15 protein-coding genes and 1 pseudogene are annotated in these 25,047 nt (G+C 66.4%); 4 read left to right on the forward strand and 12 right to left on the reverse strand.

Going from position 1 to position 25,047, the window contains the following annotated elements:
- Positions 1–140: 140 nt before the first annotated feature.
- The 3 genes and pseudogenes from AC1DMS_RS25575 to AC1DMS_RS25585 form a co-directional block, all read right to left on the reverse strand.
- Positions 141–326, reverse strand: a complete 186-nt coding sequence (locus tag AC1DMS_RS25575) for a helix-turn-helix domain-containing protein (RefSeq protein ID WP_041945792.1) — start codon at positions 324–326, stop codon at positions 141–143.
- A gap of 89 nt (positions 327–415) precedes the next feature.
- Positions 416–616, reverse strand: a pseudogene (locus AC1DMS_RS25580) (AAA-type ATPase lid domain-containing protein); the annotation flags it as partial.
- Positions 613–1,272, reverse strand: coding sequence for a hypothetical protein (locus tag AC1DMS_RS25585; RefSeq protein ID WP_150106892.1), 660 nt, complete (start codon positions 1,270–1,272; stop codon positions 613–615). The pseudogene AC1DMS_RS25580 and the gene AC1DMS_RS25585, both read right to left, overlap by 4 nt.
- A gap of 764 nt (positions 1,273–2,036) precedes the next feature.
- Between AC1DMS_RS25585 and istA the strand changes: the two genes are divergently transcribed.
- The 4 genes from istA to AC1DMS_RS25605 all read left to right on the forward strand — a co-directional run bounded on the left by istA (position 2,037) and on the right by AC1DMS_RS25605 (position 6,161).
- A complete protein-coding gene (istA, locus tag AC1DMS_RS25590) occupies positions 2,037–3,578 on the forward strand; it encodes an IS21 family transposase (protein ID WP_015865898.1) in 1,542 nt (513 codons plus the stop codon).
- Complete coding sequence (gene istB, locus AC1DMS_RS25595) at positions 3,575–4,324, forward strand: IS21-like element helper ATPase IstB (protein ID WP_015865897.1); 750 nt, start codon at positions 3,575–3,577, stop codon at positions 4,322–4,324. Before istA ends, istB begins: the two co-directional genes overlap by 4 nt.
- 692 nt (positions 4,325–5,016) lie before the next feature.
- Positions 5,017–5,508 (forward strand): helix-turn-helix domain-containing protein, encoded by a 492-nt coding sequence (locus AC1DMS_RS25600; RefSeq protein WP_026284050.1) that lies wholly within the window; start codon positions 5,017–5,019, stop codon positions 5,506–5,508.
- A complete protein-coding gene (locus AC1DMS_RS25605; RefSeq protein WP_015865895.1) occupies positions 5,505–6,161 on the forward strand; it encodes a nucleotidyl transferase AbiEii/AbiGii toxin family protein in 657 nt (218 codons plus the stop codon). The genes AC1DMS_RS25600 and AC1DMS_RS25605 overlap by 4 nt, the downstream gene beginning before the upstream one ends.
- A gap of 351 nt (positions 6,162–6,512) precedes the next feature.
- Here AC1DMS_RS25605 and AC1DMS_RS25610 read toward each other — a convergent pair whose 3' ends face one another.
- The 9 genes from AC1DMS_RS25610 to AC1DMS_RS25650 form a co-directional block, all read right to left on the reverse strand.
- Positions 6,513–7,265, reverse strand: a complete 753-nt coding sequence (locus tag AC1DMS_RS25610; protein WP_015865894.1) for an amino acid ABC transporter ATP-binding protein — start codon at positions 7,263–7,265, stop codon at positions 6,513–6,515.
- A 2-nt stretch (positions 7,266–7,267) separates the two neighbouring features.
- Positions 7,268–7,855, reverse strand: a complete 588-nt coding sequence (locus AC1DMS_RS25615) for a TAXI family TRAP transporter solute-binding subunit (RefSeq protein ID WP_015865893.1) — start codon at positions 7,853–7,855, stop codon at positions 7,268–7,270.
- Positions 7,856–7,869: 14 nt separating this feature from the next.
- A complete protein-coding gene (locus tag AC1DMS_RS25620) occupies positions 7,870–8,550 on the reverse strand; it encodes an ABC transporter permease (RefSeq protein WP_015865892.1) in 681 nt (226 codons plus the stop codon).
- 4 nt (positions 8,551–8,554) lie between these two features.
- Positions 8,555–9,226 carry an ABC transporter permease subunit gene (locus AC1DMS_RS25625; protein ID WP_015865891.1) on the reverse strand — a complete coding sequence of 224 codons (672 nt, stop codon included), beginning with the start codon at positions 9,224–9,226 and terminating at the stop codon, positions 8,555–8,557.
- Between the two features lie 15 nt (positions 9,227–9,241).
- A complete protein-coding gene (locus AC1DMS_RS25630; protein ID WP_018904959.1) occupies positions 9,242–9,955 on the reverse strand; it encodes an ABC transporter substrate-binding protein in 714 nt (237 codons plus the stop codon).
- A 739-nt stretch (positions 9,956–10,694) separates the two neighbouring features.
- Positions 10,695–18,887, reverse strand: a complete 8,193-nt coding sequence (locus AC1DMS_RS25635; RefSeq protein ID WP_478181946.1) for a glycoside hydrolase family 94 protein — start codon at positions 18,885–18,887, stop codon at positions 10,695–10,697.
- Positions 18,888–18,981: 94 nt separating this feature from the next.
- Positions 18,982–19,203, reverse strand: a complete 222-nt coding sequence (locus tag AC1DMS_RS25640) for a hypothetical protein (RefSeq protein ID WP_018904957.1) — start codon at positions 19,201–19,203, stop codon at positions 18,982–18,984.
- A gap of 981 nt (positions 19,204–20,184) precedes the next feature.
- Positions 20,185–23,868 (reverse strand): autotransporter outer membrane beta-barrel domain-containing protein, encoded by a 3,684-nt coding sequence (locus AC1DMS_RS25645; RefSeq protein ID WP_015865886.1) that lies wholly within the window; start codon positions 23,866–23,868, stop codon positions 20,185–20,187.
- A gap of 507 nt (positions 23,869–24,375) precedes the next feature.
- Complete coding sequence (locus AC1DMS_RS25650) at positions 24,376–24,891, reverse strand: hypothetical protein (protein WP_015865885.1); 516 nt, start codon at positions 24,889–24,891, stop codon at positions 24,376–24,378.
- Between the last annotated feature and the right edge of the window lie 156 nt (positions 24,892–25,047).

Here is a 25,047-nt window from a genome sequence, read left to right on the forward strand (position 1 = left end):
GGACTGCCAGACGATCTCCATCGCACCGGCAGCTTGACGAGTCTCAACCCGCGTACTCCCATCAACTCCCAAAGTCGATGGCAATCTAAAGTTCTGGTGCAGATTGTTTCGGGCTCGAGCCTCTCACTGTGCTCAAGTCGTCAGCGTTCTGCCCCAGGCTGACTCAATTCGAATTCAACCGTCTTCATCTTGAGTCGTTTCATCTTTTCCCAGAGTGTCTTGCGGCTGGTGCCGAGGAGATCGGCAGTCTCGGAGATGCTCCCGCCTGTGCGCTCCAGTGCCCGTTGAATGTGCAGCCGTTCCGCCTCCTCGATCCTGGTTTGCAAGGGTGCGAAGGCGCCGCCAAGTTCACCAGACCGCTCTTCAGCGCTCGAGCCCGTGCCTCCGATCGGGAGATCGATAATTCCTTCATCGCCAGCGCGACCGCTTGCTCGAGGTAACAACGCAGTTGCTTGGCATTGCCCTTCCAGGTTCGGCCGAGCACATCGCGCATGAACGGGTCTGAGACGGCGCTGGGCCTTCGGTGTTCCCGCCTAAGCTGCGCGAGAGTTCGCTCGGTCTGCCAACGAATGTCTTCGGGCCGTTCTCGTCGCGGCGGGAGCCACAGATTGATCATCGCTGCCTTAGAGCACCGCGATACCAGCTCGAAAAGGGTCCGTCGAGAGGAGTGCTTTTTGACATCCCAACCCACTGAAAATCCCTTCCACGCAGAAGTTTGGATTTTGCTGGCAAGGCTAGTTGCATTTGATCGTGGACTCCTACCCACTGCTCATATCGTTCGTCAATAAGCTCGATGACCGCCTCAATCACGGGAGGGATTTCCGGGTTTTTGAGCAGATAGTTTTGCATCATGAAATAACAGGCGTGCGCCGCTCTTCGAAGCCCGATCGAAGGTGGCTTTGCCTCGGCCTTAGCCAGCAGCACCACGACCGCTGTCAGCGCTTCGAAAGTTCCCACCTCGGCAAGAGCCTTCGCAACCTTGCCGTCGAGGTAATACAGCCGTTTAATAAACTGGCGGTGTGGCCGGCCCGGGACGGCCCTCGACTCGAAAATCAATTGCCGAATGTCGTCAGACATGGCCCAAAGCAGATCGTCAGCCTCGGCGACTGTGAGCGCACGTCCTTTGAGTAGGGGCCAAATGACCGAATCAAAAAAGAAGGCCGTTCCGGGGAAGGCCTCTTCAGCCAGGTCGACGGGGTAGCTTTTTCCAACGATCCTGCTGGGGACTCGCGAGCCATCCTGGTACCGACAATATTTGCTGGGACGAAGCATTCCGTCTTCGCGAGGGCGGACGAGGTCTGGCTGCAGCCGTCGCTCGAGGGCGTCGGAGGACGGAAGGCCGCTCTTTATCAGGGTCCCTCCAAGCCAAAACTGTGTGCGCACCTGATCCACCGGATCGCGGCAAGGACGCCCAACACGTGTCCGCTCAGGATTAGAGGCCATCCCGGAAGCGTACAGAAATTCCGGATTTTTAGCGAGGTGGACTCCAAACGAACTCCGGCGAACACTACGAGACCTCGCCGCACTAGAAAAGAACTCATGACGCCTTCCGCCCTGGACTCGTCTTCATTCGAGGCACTTCACATGGAACTAAGGGAAGCACTCGAGGCGAAGCATGGTCCTCTGCTGGGCGGGCGAGCACTGGTGACGTCTATGGGTCACAACACCTCGGCGGGCCTGCGGCAAGCCCAGAAACGTGGGCAGGTGCCGGTTGCATTGTTCAACTTGCCCAATCGACGGGGGTATTTCGCCCTCACGAGTGATGTCGCGGCATGGCTCGCAAGAGCACGCCTCACCGGCGCCCCTGCGTCCAAGAAAGGACAGCCTATAGAGACGAGTTAAAAAACATCCGTCCTAAACGCAAAAGCCCGAGGCGGCAACCACGGGCTTAAGCGTCCGGCCGAGCCAGACAAGGTGAAACATGTATGGCAGGAGTATCGGTCGGCGAATTCCGCGAGTCAAGTACCCGCGGATGCTGAGGGCTAAGCTCGTCTCGCCACCTGCCTCCGGTGGCCTAATCGCCGGAGGAAAGCCCAATGAGGCTTGACATTCGTCTGCAGCGCGAAGTCGCGCGCTTGCACTTTTACGACACGTCTCAGTCGAACCGTGCCATCGCAAAGAGCGTCGGCATATCTCCTGGCGCCGTCGCCAGCGTACGGACCTTGCTGAAAGCGCAAACACTCGGTTGGAACGCGCTGAAAGAGCTCGACGACGAGCAATGGTGTCGCGCCATCGGTTCAGCCGACCGATCAGTACAGCGCCAGAAGGCCACCCCGGATTGGAGTTGGATCCACGAGGAGATGGGGCGCCCTGATGCCACGAGGCATCAACTGTGGCAGGAATGGAAAGAGACTTGCCCGGATGGAATCGAGTACTCACAGTTCACCGAGAAATACAGAGAGTGGATCAAGGCGCAACACATCGTGTTGCGGCGCACGCACCGCCCCGGAGAGGAGCTCTTCGTCGATTTTGCGGGGCGGACGGTTGAAATCCGAGATCGTGCGGGTGGACCTTCGAAGTTTGCCCAGATCTTTGTCGCCGTACTCGGCTGTTCCAACTTCACCTACGTGCAAGCCACAGCGAGTCAGACCACGGCCGACTGGCTGCTCTGCCACATCAACTGCTTCGAGGCGATGGGTGGGGTGCCCAAGTGGGTCGTGTGCGACAACCTTAAGGCCGCAGTCGTGCGGCGTACCCGGGATGACATCACCCTAAATCCGGCCTATCGCGAGATGCTTCGCCACTACGACTGTGTGGCGAAGCCTGCGGGACCCCGCAAACCGAAACACAAAGCGAAGGCCGAGGTCGGTGTCCAGATCGCGCAACGAATCATTCTCTTCAAGCTGCGCAATCGCGTGTTCTTCAATTTAGAAGAACTCAACAGTGACCTCCGGCACCTCACTGTTTCGCTCAATGATCACCCTTTCAAGAAGATGTCGGGTTGCCGCCGCGAGCGGTTTGAATCAACTGATAGGCCCGCGTTAAAACCGCTGCCAGAGCAGCCGTTCGAAATTTGCGAGTGGCGCTACGCTGTGCGTGTTGGTGAGGATCATCACTTCGAACACGCTCGCTGTTTCTACTCGGTTCCATTTGCTTACGCCCGAGATCGTGTCGACCTGCGCATCACTTCTACCGTGATCGAGGCATTTTCCAAGGGGCGCCGCATTGCAATGCACGCGCTCCTCCAGACGGACGGTGAAGTCAGCACGGTACAAGATCATCGCCCGATTGTTCACATGCACGTCCTCGAAGGTGAGCCCAAAGCCTTGAGTTCATGGGCCGAGTCTGTCGGGCCAAACGCCGCCAAGATGATTCGCTACCACTTGCAGGAACGCAGCGACGCAACCAATGGGATCAAAGCCGCTCGCCGGATGCGCGACTTGGCACGGACGTACGGCGAAGAGCGCTTTGAAGCGGTTTGCGCGTATGCGCTTCCGCTAAATATCACCGCATTGCGCAGCATCACCTCAATCCTGTCGAATCAGGCGGATCTGCGGGTCCGGCCTCTGCCGGCTGCCACACCTCGCCCTGAACACGTCAACCTTCGCGGCCCACATTACTTTGGAGACGAATCATGAGCACGACAGAACAGACGACTTCCCGGTTGCGCGAGCTTCGCCTGACGACAATGGCGGAGACATATGAGCTTCAGGCGGAGCAATCCAAGCTTCATCAGCTAACGTTTGACGAGCGATTTGGACTATTGGTAGAAGCAGAAATAGCGGCGCGGGAAAGTCGGAAGCTGAACCGCCTTGTACGTGGGGCTTCGCTGCCAGAGAACGCAGCGTTCGAGGAGTTGGACAATCGCCCGACTCGTGGAATGGACAAGGCACTTCTGTCTTCGCTCTCTAGTTGCGGCTGGATCCGCCATCAGCAAAATCTGATCATCGTCGGAGCAACTGGTGTCGGAAAGACTTGGCTGGCGTGCGCGTTTGGTCATCAAGCCTGTCGCCTGAAGATCCCAGCGGCCTTCTATCGAGCCAGCGATCTGTTTTCCTCTATCGGCGAGGCAACCCATGATGGCTCGTTGCCCAAGCTCCGACTGGCGCTCTCCAAGCCGAGTTTGCTCATCCTTGATGATTTCGGGATCGGTGAAATGTCTTCAACCGCGGCTCAGGTGTTGTTGGATGTCGTTGATCGTCGGATGCGGACCGGTTCCCTGCTAATCACTTCGCAGTACCCAACAGACAAGTGGCATTCGTTCTTCCCTGATCCCACCATCGCTGATGCCGTCCTCGATCGTGTGGTCCATCAGGCGCACCGCATACAGCTAAAAGGTGAGTCGATGCGCAAGTTGCGGGGGCGCAAGCTGCTAGAAGGTTGAGGACGCAACCTAATACGTCATGCTTGACCAACCCAGAACAGAGACGGTAATTAGTTAAGGCTGAAATCGGTGACCGACTCCGACGGAAACCGACGACCTCGTCGTATCGGAATCGGTGACCACGTCGAACCGGAATCGGTGACCACGTCGAACCGGAATCGGTGACCACGTCGAACCGGAATCGGTGATCACGTCGGATCGGAATCGGTGACCACGTCGGATCGGAATCGGTGACCACCTCGGATCGGAATCAGTGACCACCTCGGATCGGAATCAGTGTCCACGTCGGACCGGAATACGCACTGGGCCAAGTTGCTGGCGACCGGGAGCTCCGTGCCTTGGGACGACGCGAAGAAATATCTGGCTGCTCGAGGGCGAGGCGAGAAACCCGTAAAGCCGACCGCGCGAAAGCTCGAGTAGCAAGGCATGAGGTCCATGAGATCCTCGGCCGCGCTGGACTTGCGCCGTCTCGCCATCGATTCCCCTCCTCCGAAACCGCCGATCAGCGGATTTGGTAAACATTCAGCAACAAAGCTGAAAGGCATTTGCCAGTGAATCGAAGGGAGTTCCCCCATCAGTGCATTTCCAAATGCGCGTCAGGAGGCGGGGAAGACATGGCCCTTGTTCTTGCAAGTGGGGATGGCAGGCGTAATATGTCTAATATTTTAGACAACATCTGGCTGTGCTCTGCCATGAACCTCATCGACATCGGCCATGCCGTACGAGCCCGACGTGCCGAACTGGGCTTGTCCCAAGCGCAGTTGGCGCACCTGAGCGGCCTGTCCCGGCAAACCCTGGTTGGCTTGGAAACCGGCGTCCTGGGCGATCTGGGTGTCAATCGCGTGGGACAGGTGATGGCAGTGCTGGGGCTGGACAGTCTCAAGCCGGATACGCTGGCGCGGCGCAAGAAGCGTGGCCTGTGGATGGCGGCCAAGACGGCCAGTGTCAGCTATGCGAGTGAAATGGCGCCCGAGGCGCTCGAGCAAGCCCTGGCGAGCGGCGACGTGCCGCCTCCATTCGCCCCGCACCTGACTCATTTGCTTGACGAAGCGCCTGTGCCGATCATCGTGATGGCAGTGGAGGAGACGGCCTCGCGCGCGCACCTGCCGCCGCGGCAGATCTGGCGCAACGTGGCGAAGTTGGCCGAATCCTTGTCCGTGCACCGGCGGGCGCTGTGGGCATGAAGCCCGAGGCATTGCCCGGCGGTCCCTGGGAAAAGCTGTTCCCGCGGGCACTGGCGCTGATCGACGAGATCAGCCGATACGGTGGGATCGCCGATCCGTTCTGGACCTTCGGCGGCGGGACTGTGCTGATGTTCCGCTACCACCATAGGTTGAGCAAAGACATAGACATCTTCGTGCCCGATCCGCAGTACCTCGGCTTTGTCACGCCTCGGTTGAGCGACACGGCGGCGGACCTGACGCAGGACTACACCGAGCAGCCTGGCACCTTTGTCAAGCTGCAATTCGAGGAAGGCGAAATCGACTTCGTGGCCGCTCCCAACCTGCTGGCCGAGGCTTGGGAAACCTGGGACATCGGTGGCCGCTCCGTGAAGGTGGAGACGGCCGCCGAGATCATTGCCAAGAAGATGTACCACCGTGGCGACCGGGCCACGGCGCGCGATCTGTTCGACCTTGCGCTCGTGATCGAGCGCGAGCCGTCCCAGCTCCGAGCGGCAACGCCGTTCCTGCTGCGCCACCGGGAGGCATTCCTGTCTCAGATTCGGCAGCCGCATGCCGGCTTGCGCGCTGCGTTCGACGCCATCGCCACGCTGGACTACACGCCGGGCTTCGACCATTGCGTGACCGTCGTTGGGGAGTTCCTGGTCAGCATGTAGTTTCGGACAGTGCGAGATCGACCTTCGCGCAGGCCATTGCTGGGTTTGAAGTGGTAGCACACGACTCTCTGTCGCTTTGTGCTGAATGGGTCTGGTGTCCTGGCCGAGCGAGCCAATACCTTCTTCAAGGTCCCTTCGGGGCTGATTCTTTTTATGCCTTCGATCGAAGGCCGGGACTTGGTTCAGTCATCCGGCCGATGCGCGGGCGCCGCGGCGCAGGGCCTTCGCATCGCGCGCGGCATGTCGATGCGCAGGGGCCGTCGCCGCTGCGCTGTTCGCGACCGGGCTGGACCGCGGCCTGGCACGCGTGTGCGCCGAGTGAGCGCACGAATTTGCGGCAAGGACCTCGGGTCAGAAGACCTTGCTGAGGAATCGCTGGATGCGCGGGTCCGCGCAGTTGCCGAAGAACTCGCCGGGCGGCGCGGCCTGCACGATGCGCCCGCCGTCCATGAACGCGACCTTGTCGGCGACCGCCCGCGCGAAGCCCATTTCGTGGGTGATGCAGATCATCGTCATGCCGTCCCGCGCCAGCAGGATCATGGTTTCGAGCACTTCCTTGACCATCTCCGGATCGAGTGCCGACGTGGCCTCGTCGAACAGCATGACGGAAGGATTCAGGCAGAGGGCCCGCGCGATGGCGACGCGCTGCTGCTGTCCGCCCGAGAGCTGGGCCGGATAGGCCGATGCCTTCTCGGCGAGCCGGACCTTGTCGAGGTACGCGAGTGCGGTCTGCCGGGCCTCCTGCCGTGAGCGGTGCCGGACCCAGCGCTGTGCCAGGGTGCAGTTCTCGAGCACGGTGAGGTGCGGAAACAGGTTGAACTGCTGGAACACCATGCCGATGTTGGCGCGTACCAGATCGGCATGGCGCATGCGCGGCGAGACCGCGACGCCGTTGACCGTCACGGTGCCGCTTCCGTAGCCCTCGAGTCCGCTGATGCACCGCGCGAGCGTCGACTTGCCCGAACCCGAGGGGCCGCACACGACCACGCGCTCGCCGGCGGCGACGCTCAGATGGACGTCGCTGAGCACCTGGTGCGCGTGGAAATGCTTGGACAGCCCCGCGACCGAGACCATCGGGTCGAGAGAGCAGATGGCTGTGCCCATGCTCAGGCTCCCCGCCGATAGAGCAGGGCGGCAGGGCTGTCGCGCCAGGCGCTCAGTTCCCCGGTGCTCACGCGGGTGCGCCCATAGACCATCCAGGCATCGTCGACCGTGCCGATGAACTGCTTCACATAGAGGCGCTCGGGGTGCTTTTCCGCGGCCGAGGCATAGCCGAGGCCGACCGCGTACTTTCCGTCCAGCACGCCCTGCGTGACCTCGGCGACGGTCTCCACGAATTCGATCTGCGGCCACTGGCGGCGGTCGATGTACGGCAGGGTGGGGCGCATGACCGCGAGGGACGTGGGTTGCGCGGCATCGTGGCGCTGGAGGATCGCCAGATCCTGACTCGGCGAGATGAAGGTGTCGATCAGGTGGAGGCCGACGAAGCACTTCGCGACCGTCGAGGCGGCCGCGGGATGCACCGCGCACTGGATCATGAAATCGGCCTCGCCCCGAAGCACGGCACCGGCGCCGCGCTCGAAATCGGGGACCAGGTCCAGGATCGCGGTGTCGCGAAGGCCGTGAAAGTCGAGGTAGCGGCGCGCCACGAATTCGTGGTTGCTGCCTGCCGGGCCCAGGGTGAGGAATTTCATGCGTTTGCTTGGGTTCAGTGGGGACGATGCAACGAGGCCTCGAGCGCGCGCACGCCGCGCAGCAGGACGTAGTTGATGGCGAGATAGACGAGGCCCGCGCCGAGAAAGATCTCGTAAGGCGCGTAGGTCTCGGCGGTGAGCAGGCGGGCGCTGCCCGTGAGCTCGAGCAGGGTGACGGTGCTGGCGAGCGAGGTCGCCTTGCAGGTCAGGATGATCTCGTTGCCGAAGGCCGGCAGCGCCGCGCGCACCGCGAGCGGCAGGTCGATCAGGCCGAAGGCCTGGGCGCGGCCGAGCCCCAGGACGCGGGCGGCCTCGCGCGTCCCCCGCGGGATCGCGGCCAGTGCGGCGCCCAGTGTCTTGCCCGTGTAGGCGGCCGAGTTCAGTCCCAGGGCGATCACCACGCACCAGTAGGGATCGCGCAGCACGGGCCAGAGCACGGAATGCCGGATCAGGTCGAACTGGCCGGCCCCGTAGTAGAGCAGGAACAGCTGGACCAGCGCGGGGGTCCCGCGAAAGAAGAGCACGTAGGCATGGGCCGCCGCGCGCAGACCGGCGGCCCGCGCGTTCCGGCCGAGGGCAACGGGGATCGACAGGGCCGTGCCCAGGAGGATGACCCAGGCCGTGAGTGCGAGCGTGAGCCCGGCGCCCTCGACCAGCGCGGGCAGCACGGACCACAGAAGGGTGATGTCGAACATGGGATCAGGCGGCCAGCGGGCGGGCGGCTCGGCGCTCCGCCCACTCGAGGCACAGCGTGGCGAAGCCGGTCAGCGCAAGATAGATGCAGGCGGCGGCGAGGTACATCGTGAACGGCTCGCGCGTCGCGCCGGAGGCCTCCGCGGCCTTGCGCATGAGTTCGTCGCACCCGACGATGGAGACGATCGAGGTCTGCTTGAGCAGAACGATCGACTGGTTGCCGAACGGGGCGAGGGCGAAGCGGGCCGCCTGCGGCAGCACGACGGTCCACAGCGCCTGGGCGCGCGACAGTCCGAGCGTCCTCGCGGCCTCCCGCTGGGTTTTCGGGACCGCCAGCAGCGCGCCCCGCGCGATCTCGGCGGCATAGGCGCCGAACGAGAGCGCCAGCGCGGCCACGCCGGCGAGGAAGGTATCGATCTCGACATAGCGGCCGGTGAGCGCGGCGAGCGTGAGCGAGCCGCCAAAGAAGACGGCGAAGACGATCAGCAGGTCGGGAATGCCCCGGACCACCGCGGCGTAGCCGTTGCCGGCGGCCCGCAGAACGCGGTGGCCCGAGAGCTGCAGGCCGCAGACGGCGGCGCCGAACAGCGTGCCGAGCAGCAACGCGGCGGCCGCGAGCTGCAGCGTCGCGAGCGCGCCCAGGAGCAGCTGCCCGCCAAAACCATGGAGGATGTTCATCGGGGGTCGCGGCGCCTACATCAGCTTGAACGGGAAGTACTTCGCCGTGATGCGGTCGTAGGTGCCGTCGGCCCGGATCGCTTCCAGCGCGGCGTTGATCCTCGCCAGGGTCTGCCCATCGTCCTTGCGCACGGCGATGCCGTTGCCTTCGCCGAGGATGCCGCCCTTGAGCTCCGGGCCGACGAACGCGAAGTCCTTGGCCTCGGGCGTCTTCAGGAAGCCGACATGGTAGGTGACCATGTTGCCGAGGATGTACTCGACGCGGCCGGCGACGAGATCGAGTTCGGCGGCCTGCGGCGTGTCGTAGAACTTGAGATTCGCGGCCTGGTAGTTCTGCGCGAGGTAGGCCGCCTGGACCGAGCCGCGCTGTACCCCGATGCTCTTGCCTTTCAGTGCCGCGGGGCTGACGTCCGGCGGCATTCCCTTGCGCGCGACGAAGCGCGAAATCGTGTCCTTGTACTTGGCCGAGAAGGCCACGCGCTCGCGGCGTTGCGGCGTGATCGCCATGCTCGCCACGATCATGTCGTACTTGCGGGCGACGAGGCCCGGAATGATGCCATCCCAGTCCTGCGCGACGATCTCGCACTTGGCCTTCATCTTCTCGCACAGTGCACGTGCGATGTCGACGTCCCAGCCCTGCAGCATCCCCTGCGAGTCCTTGAAGCTCCAGGGCGGGTACGCGCCTTCGGTCGCGATGCGGTAGCTGCCCTCGGCGTTGGCTGCGGCCATGCAGAGGCATGACAAGAGCGCCAGGCAGAGGGGCCGGCGAAGCAAGCCGGGAAGCGAAGCGTGGAAGCGCATGGACATTGTCTCCGAGACGAATCGTTGTGATGCGCGAATCGTCGGGGAGGTTCGTGGCGTGCGCAATGCTTGCATCGGACGCAATTGCCCGTTCGAAGGACCGCCCTGCGGGCGCAGAGGGGCCAGCGCACCGGGGGGCGCGCACATTGCATCGCGGGCAATTCGCTCGGTGCCCGCGAACGTGCCTGGCGGCGCGCCTGGACATGGCGCGGTCGCGTCGCGGTGCAAGCATCGCGCCGCCGCCGGCGAGCCCGTTCCACTCGCCAATCCATGACATGAAGCAGCGCCGGCGCGAAGTCGCGTGCGACGTGTCTCGCCTGTGCAGCGGGCCTACGGCGTGTCCGACCAGCCGCCGCTGCGTTTTTGTCCTTTCTTGCCGTCGTCCCGCGTGGGCTTCCCCTTGAATGTGGTCGAGCGTGCTGCCACGGTGGATGGGCCGCCGCCGACTTGAGCGGCCGACGCGGTCGTTCCCGTCTTGGACGACCTACGCAAGATTGCGCCCCGCTCGTTTTCAGAACAGGGGCCTGCGAGTGACTGGCGCAGCTGCATGGCGTGTCATCGCACGCGCAGAACCCTGCCGTGTGGAGCGTCCCTTCGCAGGCTCGCAAGGCGAAGAGGCCCGCCTGTCGCATGGTCAGGAAGTCCCTGCGAACGCGCGACATGCAGGCTACGCCAAGACCCGCACGATCGCACCGGGGGGCAGTGAATGCCAATCGAGCCATTCGCCGACGGCCGCATGGTGCGTGGGCGTTGCGGCGGCATCGGGCGCTCCCCATTGCAGCGTCAGGCGCCGATGCCCGAGCCGCAGCGCAATCTCGAAGCCCGGCCAGTGCGCGGGCACGCGCGGCGTCAGCGAAAGCATGCGGCCCTTCACGCGCAGGCCCAGCAGCGTTTCGACCGCGGCGCGGTGCAGCCATGCGGCCGAGCCGGTGTACCAGCTCCAGCCGCCGCGCCCGACATACGGCGCGGCGCCGTAGATGTCGCCGGCCATCACGTAGGGCTCCAGTTCGTAGGCGGGCCCGCGCCCGGGATGGATCGCGCGGTGCGCCGGGCTCAGGCCCTCGAAGCTCTGCCATGCCGCTTCGTGGTCGCCCTGCAGTGCCTGCGCCATCAGTGCCCACACGGCGCCGTGCGAATACTGGCCACCGTTCTCGCGCACGCCGGGCGGGTAAGCCTGGATGTAGCCGGGATGGTTGGCCGAACGGGCAAAGGGCGGCGTCAACAGGCGCAGCAGGCCGGCCGGTTCGTCGCGCAGATGCTCCTTCACGGCGGCCATCGCCGGGCCGGTGTGGGCATCGTCCGATGCGCCCGAGAGCACCGACCACGCTTGCGCGATCAGGTCGATGCGGCACTCGTCGCTGGCCGACGAACCGAGCGGCGCACCGTTGTCGAAGAAGGCGCGGCGGAACCAGGCGCCGTCCCAGCCGGCATCGTGCAGCGCAGCGATCCAGCCGCGCCGCGCCTCGTTCCAGCGCGCGGCCCGGCCGTGCTCGCCGCGCGCCTGCGCAATCGGCGCGAAATGCTCGACCACGCTGCACAGGAACCATGCAAGCCAGACCGATTCGCCGCGGCCTTCGTGGCCGACGCGGTTCATGCCGTCGTTCCAGTCGCCGGTGCCCATCAGCGGCAGGCCGTGCACGCCGGTCGCCAGGCTGCGGTCGATGGCCAGCGCGCCGTGCTCGAACACGGTGGCCGTGCGGCCGCTGTGCTGCGGCGCGTAGTAGGCGTCTTCGGCGCCCTCGGGAATTGCGGGGCCTTCGATGAACCCCACCGCATGGTCGAGCAGCGCTGCATCGCCGGTCACTTCGACATAGTGCGCCGTCGCAAAGGGCAGCCACAGCAGGTCGTCCGAAAAATGCGTGCGCACGCCGGCGCCGCCAGGCATGTGCCACCAGTGCTGCACGTCGCCTTCGGGAAACTGCCGCGCCGCATTGGCCAGGATCTGCTCGCGCAGCCGCGCGGGATCGGTGAGCGCGAAGGCCATCGCATCTTGCAGCTGATCGCGAAAGCCGAAGGCGCCCCCGGCCTGGTAGAAGCCGGCCTTCGACCAGAGCCGGCAGGCCAGCGTCTGGTAGATGAGCCAGCGGTTGGCCATGGCGTCGAACAGCGGATCGGGCGTGCGCACCTGCAGGCGGCCCAGCAGCTCGTCCCAGAAGCCGCGCACCTGCGCCAGGGCTTCGGGCACGTCGCGCTGGCGCCAGCGGCGGGCCAGAGCGAGTGCCGCATCGGCGTTGTCGGCGTGGCCCAGCACGAAGCTGAAGCTGGCGCTCTCGCCGGCGCCGACGACCAGCTCGCCGCCGATGGCCGCGCAGGCGTCGAGCCCGCCGCCGGCGCGCCGCGCCAGCGTGTCCGGCACTTCGACGATGCCGCGCCCGGCGAAGAACTCGTTGCGGTCGCAGGTCCATTGGGTGGCGCCCGGCAAACCCGCCAGCAGCAGGAAAGCCGTGCTGCCGCCGAAGCCCGCGCTCGATTCACGCTGCTGGCCGAACACCGCGGGCTGGTCTTCGGGCTTCCAGCAATGAACGGTCCGCCGTTCGCCGCGCGCGGCGCCGAGCTGCCACTCGGCCATGCCGAGCGCGCGCAGGCGCCGCGGGCCGGCGCCCTGGTTGTGCACGCGCACGTGCACCAGCTTGACGGCGTCGTCCCGGTCCGCGAAGAAGGTGGTCTCGAGTGCGAGTTCCTGTTGCCGGCATTCGAAGACCGTGTAGCCCTGGCCATGCCGCACGCGGTGGCGCACCTCGCCGCCATCCCCTGCACCCTGGCCCGCCGGCGTGAGCGGCAGCAGCGCGCCCGAGGCCAGGTCCTGCAGCAGGTAGTGTTCGAAGGCCGGGTCCTGCACCGGGTCGTTCGACCACGGCGTGAGCTGGTGCATGCGGCTGTTGCCGGCCCAGGTGAAGCCGGTGCCCCATTCGGACACCTGGAAGCCGAAGCCGGCGTTGGCGATCACGTTGATCCACGGGCGCGGCGTGCGGGTTCCGGCGCCGACCTCGAAGCGGAACTCGCCGCTCTCGGCATCGAAGCTTCCCACGGGCGCTTCCGCGGAAGGCGCCGCCGCGGGCCGTGCCAGCAGGGCGGCACGCGACGCTGCGGCCGGGGTCTCGGCGTCCGCGCCGGTGTCGACCCGCGCCTCGTGCAGCGCCGCCACCTGCGTTTCGAGCGAGCGCCCATCGGCGGTGAACACCACGCGTGCCAGCTTCGAAAGCGCGGCCTTCTCCGAAGGCGCCACCTCGTGGTCGCGCAGCAGGTGGAAGCCCGCCGTGTCGTTGCGCGGAAAGCTGTTCTGGGTCTGGTGCGCAACGCGCAGGCGCAGGGTTTCGATCTCGCGCTGCAGCGGCATCAGGTAGGAGTTCGGCTCGCTGTTGAGCACCACCAGGTCGCAGGCCACCCCGCCAAAGCCCCACCACGGCTGTGCGCGCAGCAATGCGTTGATGAGCCCCATGCCGCTCATCGAATGGATCGCGACCAGCACGATGGGCTTGTCGCCCGAGATGCCGAAGCGCCAGATCTGCCGCAGGTCGACGAGGCCGCGGTCCTTCATCCCGCGCGGCGTGGTGTAGGTGAGGATGGTGGTCAGGTCCTGCAGCGCGAAGGTCTGCGCGGGCGCGATGCTCAGGTCGCGCAGCCGCACCTGCGCCAGCGTGGCCGCCATGCGCGTGGCGCGCTCCACATGCATCGGCTCCAGGTAGCGGTCGATCCTGGGCATCAGCGCCTCGATGCTTTCGTCGGCGGCGGTCGCGAAGCTCAGGCGCGCTGTGGCCCCTGGTGCGATCGACAGGCGCACGCGCAGGCAGGCGATGGGATCGAGGCCGTTCACCGGCGTACCGTCGGCCGCCAGCGGCTGCGCATCGAGCGCGGGGTTCGCGAGCGAGCGGTTGCGCCCGATGAAGGCGCGCCGGTCGGTCATGCAGTCGATGGAAAGCACATGGGCATCGACCGAGGCGAGGAAGTGCGCTGCCGCCACCATCGGGTCGCCATGCAGGCGCGGCTTGCGTGTCAGCAGCAGCGCGCGCCACGCGGGCTCCCAGCGCGATTCGACGAACAGGTTGGCGAAGGCCGGATGCGCCTCGTCCGCCTTGGGGTACGACAGCACCGGCTCGAAGCAGGAGACGAGCTCGAGCGTGCGGGTCTCTCTGCCGGCGTTGTGCAGCGTGATGTTGCGCAGCTCGGTGTCGTCCTCGGGGCTGATCAGCACCGTGGTGCGCACCTGCAAACCGTCGCCAGATGCATCGAACTGCACCTGCTCGGCGAGAAAGCGGCTGCGGTAGGTCCAGCCGGTGCCGGGCGCGGGCAGGGCGGTGAGCGAGACGAGTTCGTGCTTTTTTCCATCCTTCTCAATATCGCGCAGGTAGAAGAAAGTGCCGTGGCCGTCGCGCAGCGGGTCGTCGCGCCAGCGGGTCACGTTGAACGCGTGCCAGCGGCTCACGCCTGCGCCGTTGGCGCGCAGGGCCACCGTGTAGCGCCCGTTCGACAGCAGGTGCGTGGGCTGGAAGCCGGACACCTTCGGGTCCACCGAGCGGGGCTGGAACAGCGGCGCCAGTTCGGCCAGGCTGGGTTCGGGCGGCGTGCGCGGATCGGCGCTGCCGATGATCTGCCGCGGCGTGCGTTCGTGCAGCAGCGACTCGTGTGCCTGCACCAGCGCGGCGCTGCCGAACCAGCGGCGCGGTGCCTCTGCGCGCAGCACATGGCACAGCGCCACCAGCGACATGCCCTGGTGGTGCGCCATGAAGTTGCGCACCACGGTGAAGTCCTGGCCCTCGGCCTGGCGCGAGATGGTGAAATCCACCGCGTCGTGAAAGCCGAACTCGCCGCGCGCGCCAAGCGATTCGAGCAGTTCCAGGTTGGCCACCGCCGCGGCCGGTGCCAGCACGGCGGCCATGGCGCTCGCATAGGGCGACACCACGCGGTCGGCGGGCGGCGTGCGGCGCAGCGCGAGGCGCGGCACGCCGAAGGGCGAGTACTGGTAGGCCAGCGAATGGTCCTGCGCGAAGTAGGCCGATTCGGAAACGCCCCACGGCATGTTCAGCGAGCGGCCGAAGGCCTGCTGCTCGGCGATGGCTGCGCTGTTGGCCACCTGCAGCAGGCCGTCGTCCGGTTCTGGCATCACGAGCGTGGGCATCAGGTACTCGAACATCGAGCCGGACCACGACTTGAGCCCGGGCTGGAAACCCACCAGCATGAATGGCCGGCCCAGCGCCATCCAGTGGCGGCGGGGTACGTCCCCCTTCGCAATCGCCAGGAAGCTCAAGAGGCGCGACTCGGAGGCCAGCAGGTCGTAGTAGCTCGCGTCGAGCACGTTCTCCTCGACGCGCAGGCCGATGTGGAACAGGTGCCGCTTGGGGTCGTAGAGGCCGCTGAAATCCATGCCGGCATGCAGCGCATCGCAGCGCTGTGCCAGCGCCTCCAGCGCGGGTTCCTCATGGCCCTGGCAGCCCTCGGCAGCAAAGGCGCGGCAGGCCTGCGCCACGGCCACGAGGTGGCCCGCGAGGTTGCCGCTGTCCACGCTGGACACGTAGGCCGGCGGCAGCAGCTGCAGCGTCTGCGTGTCGTACCAGTTGAAGAGATGGCCCTGGTGCTTCTGCATGCGGTCGACGGTGTCGAGCGTGGCCGTGATGCGCGTGAGCAGCACTGCGGTGTCGATCCAGCCGAACTCGCGCGCGCAGCAGCCGGCCAGCAGGTACATGCCGATGTTGGTCGGCGAGGTGCGGTGGGCGATGGTCGGCTGCGGCTCGAGCTGCAGGTTGTCGGGCGGCAGGTGGTTGTCTTCCGGGCCGACCACGTGCTCGAAGAAACGCCAGGTGTCGTGCGCCAGTTTCTCGAGGTAGCTGCGTTGTTCGGCGCGCAGCGGATCGGGCACCTGCGCATCGACCCGGCTGCTCCACCAGGCTGCGAACGGCGCCAGTGCCCAGGCCACGAACATCAGCGGCCCGGCCACCGGATAGGCGCTCCAGCGCGCCGCCACCACGGCCAGCGCCAGGCACAGCAGGCTGCTGAGGGCCGCGTTGCGCAGGAAGGGCGGCAGCTGCTGGCTGGCCTGGGCCTGGGCCTGCGCTGTCGTGGTCCATTGGAGCAGGTGCCTGCGGCTGACCGTCAGCCGCCACGTCGCCAGGAACATCGCATCGAGCAGCAGGCGCGTCTGCGCCGCCAACTGCACGAACTGCCAGGCTGCGCCCGCCGTGGCCCGCAGCAACTCGACCGCGCCGACGTCGAGGAAGTGACGCAGCTCGATGGCGCGGCGCGTCGGCACCAGCCCGGCCAAGGCACCGAGCAGCGGCCCGAGCGTGAGCGCCGAAGCGACCGCGGCCAGCGCCCATCCGAGCGGCATGGCCTGCGTGAAGACCACGAGCACCAGCAGCGCGAAGGAGGCGGGCACCACCAGCGAGCGGCGCAGGTTGTCGCCCATCTTCCAGAGCCCGAGCGCGTCGATGCCGAAGTGCCTGGCGCGCCACAGCAGCGGCAGCAGCTGCCAGTCGCCGCGCACCCAGCGGTGCACGCGCGATGCGGCCACGCCCGCGTGGTGCGGGTGGTCCTCGATCAGCACCACGTCGCTCACCATCGCGCAGCGCGCGACCGTGCCTTCGAGCAGGTCATGGCTCAGCACCGCGCCGTCGGGCAGGCGCCTGTCGAGCGCGGCGTGCACCGCGCGCACGTTCAGCAGGCCCTTGCCGGTGAAGGAGCCGCTGCCGAACACGTCCTGGTAGATGTCGGACGCGCCGCTGCCGTAGGGATCGAGCCCGCACTGCCCGGCAAACATCCAGTGGAAGAACGAGCGCTCGCTGCGCATCGGGAACGGCGTCACGATGCGCGGCTGGAGGATGCCGAAGCCTGCCACCATGCGCCGACTCTCCGCATCGATCTCGGGCGCATTGAGCGGGTGGGCGGCAATCGACACCAGCTCGCGCAGCGCGCCCGGCGGCAGGCCCGTGTCGCTGTCGAGCGTCAGCACATAGGGCGTGGGTCCCGGGGCCAGCTGCTGGCCCGACGCCAGCGGCAGAAAGCCGCTGGCGTCGCCGGCGGCCAGCAGGCGCAGCAGCATTTCGAGCTTGCCGCGCTTGCGCTCCCAGCCCATCCAGCGTTCCTCGGTACCGCTCCAGCTGCGCGGCCGGTGCAGCAGCAGGAAGCGCGAGGCCGCGCCGGCGGGCGCCGGGTATTTCGCATTGAGCGCGGCAATGCGCGCAATGGCATCGTCGAGCAGCGGCGCGTCCTCCGGCAGCGAGGCTTGGGGCGCGTCGGCCCAGTCGGTCAGCAGCGCGAACTGGGCGTGCGCCTCGCGATTGGCGAGCCAGTGCAGTTCGAGCCGATGGGCGAGCTGCGCGGTGTTCGCGGGCGAGCCCAGCAGCGTGGGAATGACGACCAGCGTGCGATGCCGCTCGGGAATGCCGGCCGCGAAGTCGAGGCGCGGCAGCGCCTGCACCCGCACCGACTCGGCCATGATGCGCTGCACCAGCGCGATCAACGCCTCCGAGAGCGGCCATGCGAGCAGCGCCATCGCTGCGAGCGTGGTCCAGCCGCGAGGCTGCGGCAGGCCGTGCGCCACGGCTGCCAGCAGCCACGCGGTGCCCAGGACGATGAAGAGCACATAGGCCGGCAGGCGCCAGCCGTGGCGGCTGCGGCGCGGCCGGACCCCTGCCGGACCGCCGGCACGGCCCATCGCTGCGTCGGATTGCAGTGCCGCGAGCAGCGCGCCACGCCCCTGCCCGAACAGGTAGCAGCCGGCGGTGCCGTCGGCGCGATCCCTGCCGGCGCTTGCGTCGTCGGCCGGCGCAGCGGCCGCGAGCCGCACCACGGCCTGCGCCACCTCGCGCTCGGAGCGGCCGCTGTCGCGCGCGATCCGCTCCATCGCATGCGTGATCTGCTGGCGCGTAAGCTCGCTTTCGCCTGCGAAGCTCGGCAGCTCGCGCAGCACGCGCAGCGAACGGCTCACGGGTTCGATCAGGTCGCTCCACTCGACCTGGCCGATCATGCGCAGCGTGGTGATGATGTTGCCGACCGTGAGGTTGGCCGCGGCCTGCGCGTTCTGCGCCTCGCCGATCAGCGCCGGCCCGTTGGGGCAGTGCTGTTCGGTCCAGCGCACCAGCGCCGGCACGTTCTCGCCATGCTCCACCGGCAGGCGCTGCCAGAGCTGCGTGAGGTAGGCGTCCTGCAGGTTGTGGCTTTGCAATGCGCGGTACAGCGTGCCGAGGTCTTGCGTCGACAGGTGCGGCGCTGCGTCCCACACCGCATGTGCTATTTCGCATGCCACCTTGTTCTCCGCGATGCTCTCGGCCAGGCGGCGCAGGTTTTCGAGCAGCACCACGCGCATCGTGGTGGGCAGCGCCCACAGCTCGCCGAGCGTGAGCTCGTCGATGTCCTGGTAGGCGTTGAGAAAGGCGGTGAACAGCGTCTTGTCGAGCACGCTGTCGGTGTGGGCCACGTAGGCCCACGCCATGCCGTAGACGCGCGGCAGGCCCGCGAGCGGCGGCGTGGCGAGCTTGGGCAGGCGCGCGTAGTAGCTGCGCGGCACGCCGTCGTGGATCTGCTGGAGCTGCGCTTCCACCAGATGGAAGTTGTCGAGCAGCCATTCGGCCGCGGGAGATACATAGCGCCCGCTCTGCGAGATCAGCGCGATGTAGTCGAAGGCGTTGCGCAGCGATTCGAGGTTCTCGTCTACGCGCGGAAAAAAGGGCGTTCCCTCGCGTGCGTGGTGCGGGTCCAGTTCGATCGCCTGGGCGCGGGCCAGGCTGTGGCCGTGCTGTTCGAAGCGCTGGGCTCCGAAGAATTCGGCGCGGATCGGCGGTGCCACCGACTCATGGGGAGCAAGGAGCAGCGTGCGCGCGTAGCTGCTGAGATCTGCGAGCCGACCCACGACAAAGGCGGCGCTCATCGCGCCGCCTTTGTCCGGAATTCGAAGGGGGTGCCGCCTGTTCGCCCCCTCTCGGGCGAATTTGCAGCCCGGGTCGGTTCAGGCGCGGCCACCCTCAAGCAAGGGCGAGCAGCCCCATACCAACGAAGGCAACCGCAACGCAGGCCATCGTGACGACCCGGCCTGCAAGGAGTGCGCGCACCCGCTGCATGTGGCTTCGCACCGGAAACCATCGCCCGTGGGCGCGTGCGCAATGGCGCATGTGGGAGGCCAGGGCTTCGACATCGCGCCCGATGAAATCGATCTGAGAATGAGTGAGAGACTGCGGTAGCGACATGGCGACGGCTCCTGTGTTACGACTTCGAGCTGCCGCGCGATTGCGAGAGGACTGTGAACGTCTCCCGACCGTACGCTCTTTAATGACCTTACGGGGCTCTGTTTTGATGATGTGCCGTAGGACGGGGGCTCCATGTTCGATTCAACGCCGCCGTGAGCGATCTTTGTCGCCTGCGATCGGAGTGGGGCGAACGACGCAAGGGGCGTCTTCTTGCGCGCCAACAGACCGTTTGCATCCGGCTGCGCTGCAACAAGATGGACCTGGTGGCCAACCGCTCCAGGCTCTCCTGCGACGGGGTCATTGGGCTGTCCTGGTCGTCGCTCCATCAGGACGCGCGAGGCGACCTCCCAAGGGATCGCCGGCTGTGGCCGTGCGTATGCGTCTGGCGAAGGAGTTCGATGCGGGGGAAGTGTCCGGTGAGTGCAGCAGGCCGACCGTCGCGGATGATAGGAAAGATCGAGGCCGCACCTGACGGCGCTCGCTGGCGGAGGGCTCGTGCAGGTTTCCTTCCCTGCTGCGCTCGCGCGCGGAGACACCGTGCCATGGACAAATAGGCGTGGCATTTTGCAGGCTCCTTGGATGTTCGGCATGCCGACGCCCACGCTCTTGTGTGCACCTGCGCCTGTGATCGCGGCTCCAGCAGCTCAAGCGCTGAAAAGTATGGGATCCATTCTCGATCTGCAGGCGTTCTTGCGCTGTACTTCGAGCGCCGAGACCAGGATCCATTTCATCGGATCGAGTTGAAGCGCCTCGGCCACCTCGCCCGCGTTCATCGGCGAAGGCGACCTCCCGCAGTGCACCGCACGCCGGGCGTGTTCTGAGAGGCCGATGCTGCGCGGCCACACGTGCATGCCCTTCTGCTCGAGCGCCAGATTCTCAGGCCCGCGGTGGCGGGGTTTTTCGAGGCCGCCGGGGCGAACTTCGACGCTTCTCTCCGGCTGGCTGTTGCTTCGTTCCTGGCAAGTGGCACCCCTCGGAATCTCAGAACGCCCAGTTCAGGTTGACCTTGAATCCATGATCGCTGAGCCCGTCCCCGAACTGGCCTGAATACGAGGCGCTCAGCGCCAGGTTCGGACGCAGCTGCGTCTCGACGCCGGCTTCCAGCACGGCGACGTTCTTCGCCAGCGGCACGCCGGCGATGGTGAACGGCAGGCTGCCGCCGAACAAATGGGTGCTTGTCGGCACTGTGTCGCCGAACGCATGGCGCCAGCCCAGCATGCCGCGCAGCTTCATGCTTTCGCTCGCCTGCATGCTCGCGCGCACGCCCAGGGTCGAGAAGGTCGCATCGATGCTGCCGCCATGGCCGTAGAGCGCGGCGAAGCCGCCGTGCTCCATGAAGGCGTCGCTCTTGAGCGTCACATGGGCGAGCCCGGCAAAGGGCTCGAGCGTGGCGCTGCCCATCGCGAGGCGATGGCCGACTTCCCCGAACACCTGCGTCGTCGTGCTGTCGTACTTGCCCGTCAAGGTGTCGTTGAAGCCCGCAAACGCGGCGGAACGGCTCGTGTCCGTCTTGCTCCAGCTGTGGCTCGCGCCCAGGCGCAGCGCCGTGGCACCCCACTGCGTGCCGCCGTAGACGCCCAGGTGATAGCTGTCGGTCTTGCTGCTGCTGTTGCTTGTGCTGGTGTCTGCGCTCGCGCGGCTGTAGCCACCGAGCGCACCCACGCGCCAACCGGCGCCGATGCCGGTGTCCGCACCGACGAAGAACCCGCCGATGTCGCGCTTGAGCTTGGCCGCATTGCCGTCGCTGTCGATGCGGCCCCAGGAGCCGAACACCTGGCCCCAGCTGGATCGCGCCTGGCCGTCCTCGGGCGTGCAGGCCGTGCCGGCCTGTTGCGGTGTTGGCGCCGCACTGCCGGGTGCGCACGCCGCGCTGCGCAGTCGATCGATCGCGGCCTCGCGCACGAAGCGGCTGTCTTCCAGCGCCGCGGTCTTGGAGGAGGCATGGATGTCCGCCGACAGCTGGTTCAGCGCGTCGCGTGCCGCGAAGTCGTTGGGGAGCCACGCCACGGCGGTGGACAGCGGGTTGGCGCCCGGCAGGCTCTCCAATGCGCCGCCGACGGCCACCTGGTTGGGCGTGGTGGCGGGCTCGGTGAAGCTGCGTGTCTTCTGGGCCAGCAGGTAGACATGGTTCGCGTCGTAGCTGTCGGTCACGCGGACGAAAGCGCTCTCGGTGTCGCCCGTCAGGTTGTAGGTGCCGATGACGCCGCCGTCCGCGCTCAGCACCGTGTAGCGCGTGCCGATGCCGAAACTGCCGTTGCCCGTGCGGACCACCTGCAGGCGCGCGCCGCTTGCGATGCTCGCGCTGCCGCTCACGCGCAGCAGGTCCGAAGCCGTGGAGGCCGGATCGACTTCGACCTGGTAGGTCGAGCCCGCCTGCTGCGCGAAGTTGCCGTTGACGCTGAGCGTGCCGATGGAGTTGCCCGGTGCGACCGTGCCGGCGACCGTGGTGCCGCCGACCGAGCCCGAGCCCTGGAGCCGGCCCGCCGCCAGCACATTCATGCTGCCGCCGAGCGCGCCGTTGACCGCCAGCGTGCCGGCTTCGACGGTGGTCGCTCCGGCAAAGGCCGCGCTGTTGCCGGTGAGGTTGGTCATGCCCGTACCGATCTGGCGAATAACGCCGCTTCCGGAGATGTCGCCGCCAAGATCGAGCCGGTTCGCGCGGTTGAAGACGAACGTGCCATCGTTCACCACATTGCCCGCAACGGAGCCCGACGTACCGCCGCTACCAAGCTGCAGCGTGCTTGCGCCGTTGATCGTCGTGCCGCCGGTGTAGGTGTTGGTACCCGTCAGCACCTGCGTGCCGGCCGCAAGCACGAAGCTGCCGCTGCCTGCAATGGCGCCGCTGAAGGTGTCCTGTGCGGCGGTCAGCGTGAGGGTCTTGCCGCCGAGCGTGACGGCGCCGCTGCCCGAGAGGCGCCGCACGCTGGTGCCCGCCGCGCTCACGCCGGCAATGTCGAAAGTGCCGTTGGCGATGACCTGGCTCGAATCGGCGAGGGAGCCGGCGCCGGCAAGCGCGAGCGTGCCCGCGGAAATGGTGGTGCTGCCGGTAAAGCTGTTCGCGCCCGAGAGCGTGAGCGTGCCCGCGCCGGTCTTGGTGAGGCCGCCGGCGCCCGTGATGCCACTCGAGAGCGCGAGGTTGGCATCCGCCTGGAAGGTGCCGCCACCCGCGCCAAGGCTCACGGCCCGCGCCGAGGCAAAGTCCGCGCTGGTGCGCAGAGTGCCGCCGTCGAAGCTCAGCGCGCCGGCCGCATCGCCCAGGTTGGCGTCGCTCGACACTGACAGCACGCCGCCGTTCAGGAAGGTTCCGCCCGTGTAGCTGTTGGCGCCGCTGAGCGTCATCGCGCCGCCGTTCACGGTCAGCGTGTTGCCGGCCATGGTGCTGTCGATCTGCGCGGTGCCCGAGTTCATGGTGACGCTGTTCATGCCGCTGATGGCATAGGCTGCGCCGTGGGTGAAGCTGTTGGTGCCGAGGTTGAAGTTCAGCGCGTCGACGCCGTCGCCGGTGAGATTGCCGGCGATCGAGCCGCCCGCGATGTTGAGGGTGTCGGTGCCGCCGCCGAGCAGCACGGCGCCGGTGAGGGTGCCGGCGGTGGTGATGATGGCGTTGCCGCCGACCTCGTCAATGCCGTCGCGGACTAAGTCGCCGTCGCGCAGGGCGACGCCGGAAGCGCTGCCGTCGACGACCGCGCCTGCGCCGATGTTGACGGTGCCACCGGCCTTGGCAGCGGTGTGGATTGCCGCGCCAAAGCCGCTGCTGCCGATGAGGGTGCCGCCGGTCACCTCGACCGCATAGGTGCCGTTGGTGTTCGAAGCGAGGATGGCGTCGCCGTTGATTCCCTTGGACTCGACTCGGCCGCCAGTCATCTGCACCTGAGCCAGCCCCACACTGCCGTGGCGCGCCCAAAGCCCGATTCCTCCTCTGGACAGAACAGATCCGCCATTCATGGTGATGCTCGACGCCCCCGAGTTGTTGAGGCCCGACATGGTCGTGTAGACACCGGTATTGATTGTGTCAACCGTGCCCCCGTTGATCACGACGGCCGCAATGACGTTGCTATTGACGCCGGACGCGGTCGCACTCAGCCCAACACCCGAGCCCGTGTTCAGCACCGTGCCGCCGTTCATCGTCACGAGGGCGTCCGTTCTGTTGGTTCCACCCCCTTGCACCAGCACAGTAGCGGCCGACCCCGTGCTGGTGAGCGTTCCGCCATTGATGGTCACGGCCGCATGCCCGTCGGTCCCGTTGTGATCCACCGACACAGCCGAGCCGGTGGTGGTGATCGAGCCGATATTGGCCACGTTGACGTGGAGGGTCGCACCCACCGGGCCGACCGGCGAAGAAAGCGATACGCCCTTTCCCGAAATCACCATGTTCGGGTTGTCGAGGTTGAGCGTGAGCCCATTGCTGAGGGTGTAGGTGATGCCGCTGAGATAGCTGGTGCCCGAGCAGGTGAGCGTGTCTTGCCCGGCTGCTTCAACGCCGCACTCATTGGCAGCACGCGCCATCTGCGGCGATGCCGCGAACAACGCCACCGCAAGGGCAATGGCCGAAACCGGAAAAGCGGCGACGCTCGCCGATGGCGCGCGGCGCGGTGCGGCTGCGGGGCGTTCGTTCTTGATGGAGACGAGACGCTTGAGCCCCGCTTTGCCGTCGCACGATGTCATCTGAAAACTCCTTGGTACAGAAGCTCAGATCATCACGTGTTGAAACTTTTCTTACAAACAGACACGTATGTGGAAAATACTAACCTGTGCGAATTTCTGCCCGGTATGTGGGCTCATCGAGACAGCCTCACGGTCATGCGCACCAGTTCTGATCGTTTTTGATGTTTTTTCCTCGGTCCGTCCTGCGCGAACCTCCTGGTCTCCCAGGGCGCGCGGTCGAAACCGCGCCGCGCCCGTCCGCTGCAAGCGACATCAGCAACGGCCCCCGGCGACACGAAGAACCGGTCATTCCTGCGGGGTAAGTTCGGATGCGGTGGCCGCCTGACCTATCAGCCCCGCGCGGCGCTTGAAGCGAAACCGGTAGTTGTCGCCGCGGATCGTGGCGACGTGGCTTGCCCCACTCGGCCACCGATCGGTTGCTGGTCACCCGCATCGAGCCGCGCTCGTTACACGGCTTGCCAACTGGAAGAGCAGGTGCACCGTTCGCCTCGAAGGATCAGCCGCTGCTCAGACTGGCGGCACGTCCGAGGCTTCATCGGTGCCGACGGGGCGAAACACGGCCGAGTTCGGCAAGGCGCTAGGCATTTCCACGCGGATCGGAATGGCGCGGCGCGTTGGCCAGCGCTGCAGGGCCTTGGCGATCATTTCCCCGTGGCGCCGCGCCTCCAGGCGGGCGCCCTTGGGGTCGATCGGCGCGGGCCGCGCGACCGGCCGGCAGAACCAGCGCTGAGGGTAGATGTCGGCCTGGATGTTCTTGAGCGCCCGTCCGCGCGGATTGATTTCGGTGCCTTCGATGAAGAAGCCGCCCCGGACCTCGAGCATGCATGCGCGGTTGAGCAGCGGGATCACGTAGCTCTGCTGGTCGTCCGCGAGCAGCATCGCAATCATCAAGCTGCGGCCGGGCCGAGGGTCATGGATCCGCGGCATGTAGACCAGCTCTCCCACGCGGCGCGTGAGCTTCACCGCCTCCTTGCTGGAAAGCGCCTGACCTTCGAACAGGTATCTAAATACTTCGCAGTACACCTGTATGAATATAAGGGGTATCCTCTTAGCTCCAGAAGGTCTGAGTGACTGGATGAATATACAGTTATCCTATCCTTTTCGGCGCTGTTTTGCACCCGCCTGAATCACCTGCTGATAGGTCACCGGTGGGGTGACCACGGCCTGCTGCAAGAGTCG

It is taken from the genome of Variovorax sp. 05T418 (assembly GCF_056396385.1).

What these genes read in the sequence shown, in the direction of transcription:
- AC1DMS_RS25585 (WP_150106892.1), bottom strand. Translation starts at nt 1,272, where the DNA reads ATGCTTCGTCCCAGCAAATATTGTCGGTACCAGGATGGCTCGCGAGTC.
- AC1DMS_RS25635 (WP_478181946.1), bottom strand. Translation starts at nt 18,887, where the DNA reads ATGAGCGCCGCCTTTGTCGTGGGTCGGCTCGCAGATCTCAGCAGCTAC.
- AC1DMS_RS25600 (WP_026284050.1), top strand. Translation starts at nt 5,017, where the DNA reads ATGAACCTCATCGACATCGGCCATGCCGTACGAGCCCGACGTGCCGAA.
- AC1DMS_RS25620 (WP_015865892.1), bottom strand. Translation starts at nt 8,550, where the DNA reads ATGTTCGACATCACCCTTCTGTGGTCCGTGCTGCCCGCGCTGGTCGAG.
- AC1DMS_RS25640 (WP_018904957.1), bottom strand. Translation starts at nt 19,203, where the DNA reads ATGTCGCTACCGCAGTCTCTCACTCATTCTCAGATCGATTTCATCGGG.
- AC1DMS_RS25615 (WP_015865893.1), bottom strand. Translation starts at nt 7,855, where the DNA reads ATGAAATTCCTCACCCTGGGCCCGGCAGGCAGCAACCACGAATTCGTG.
- istB (WP_015865897.1), top strand. Translation starts at nt 3,575, where the DNA reads ATGAGCACGACAGAACAGACGACTTCCCGGTTGCGCGAGCTTCGCCTG.
- AC1DMS_RS25625 (WP_015865891.1), bottom strand. Translation starts at nt 9,226, where the DNA reads ATGAACATCCTCCATGGTTTTGGCGGGCAGCTGCTCCTGGGCGCGCTC.
- AC1DMS_RS25605 (WP_015865895.1), top strand. Translation starts at nt 5,505, where the DNA reads ATGAAGCCCGAGGCATTGCCCGGCGGTCCCTGGGAAAAGCTGTTCCCG.
- AC1DMS_RS25645 (WP_015865886.1), bottom strand. Translation starts at nt 23,868, where the DNA reads ATGACATCGTGCGACGGCAAAGCGGGGCTCAAGCGTCTCGTCTCCATC.
- AC1DMS_RS25630 (WP_018904959.1), bottom strand. Translation starts at nt 9,955, where the DNA reads ATGGCCGCAGCCAACGCCGAGGGCAGCTACCGCATCGCGACCGAAGGC.
- istA (WP_015865898.1), top strand. Translation starts at nt 2,037, where the DNA reads ATGAGGCTTGACATTCGTCTGCAGCGCGAAGTCGCGCGCTTGCACTTT.
- AC1DMS_RS25610 (WP_015865894.1), bottom strand. Translation starts at nt 7,265, where the DNA reads ATGGGCACAGCCATCTGCTCTCTCGACCCGATGGTCTCGGTCGCGGGG.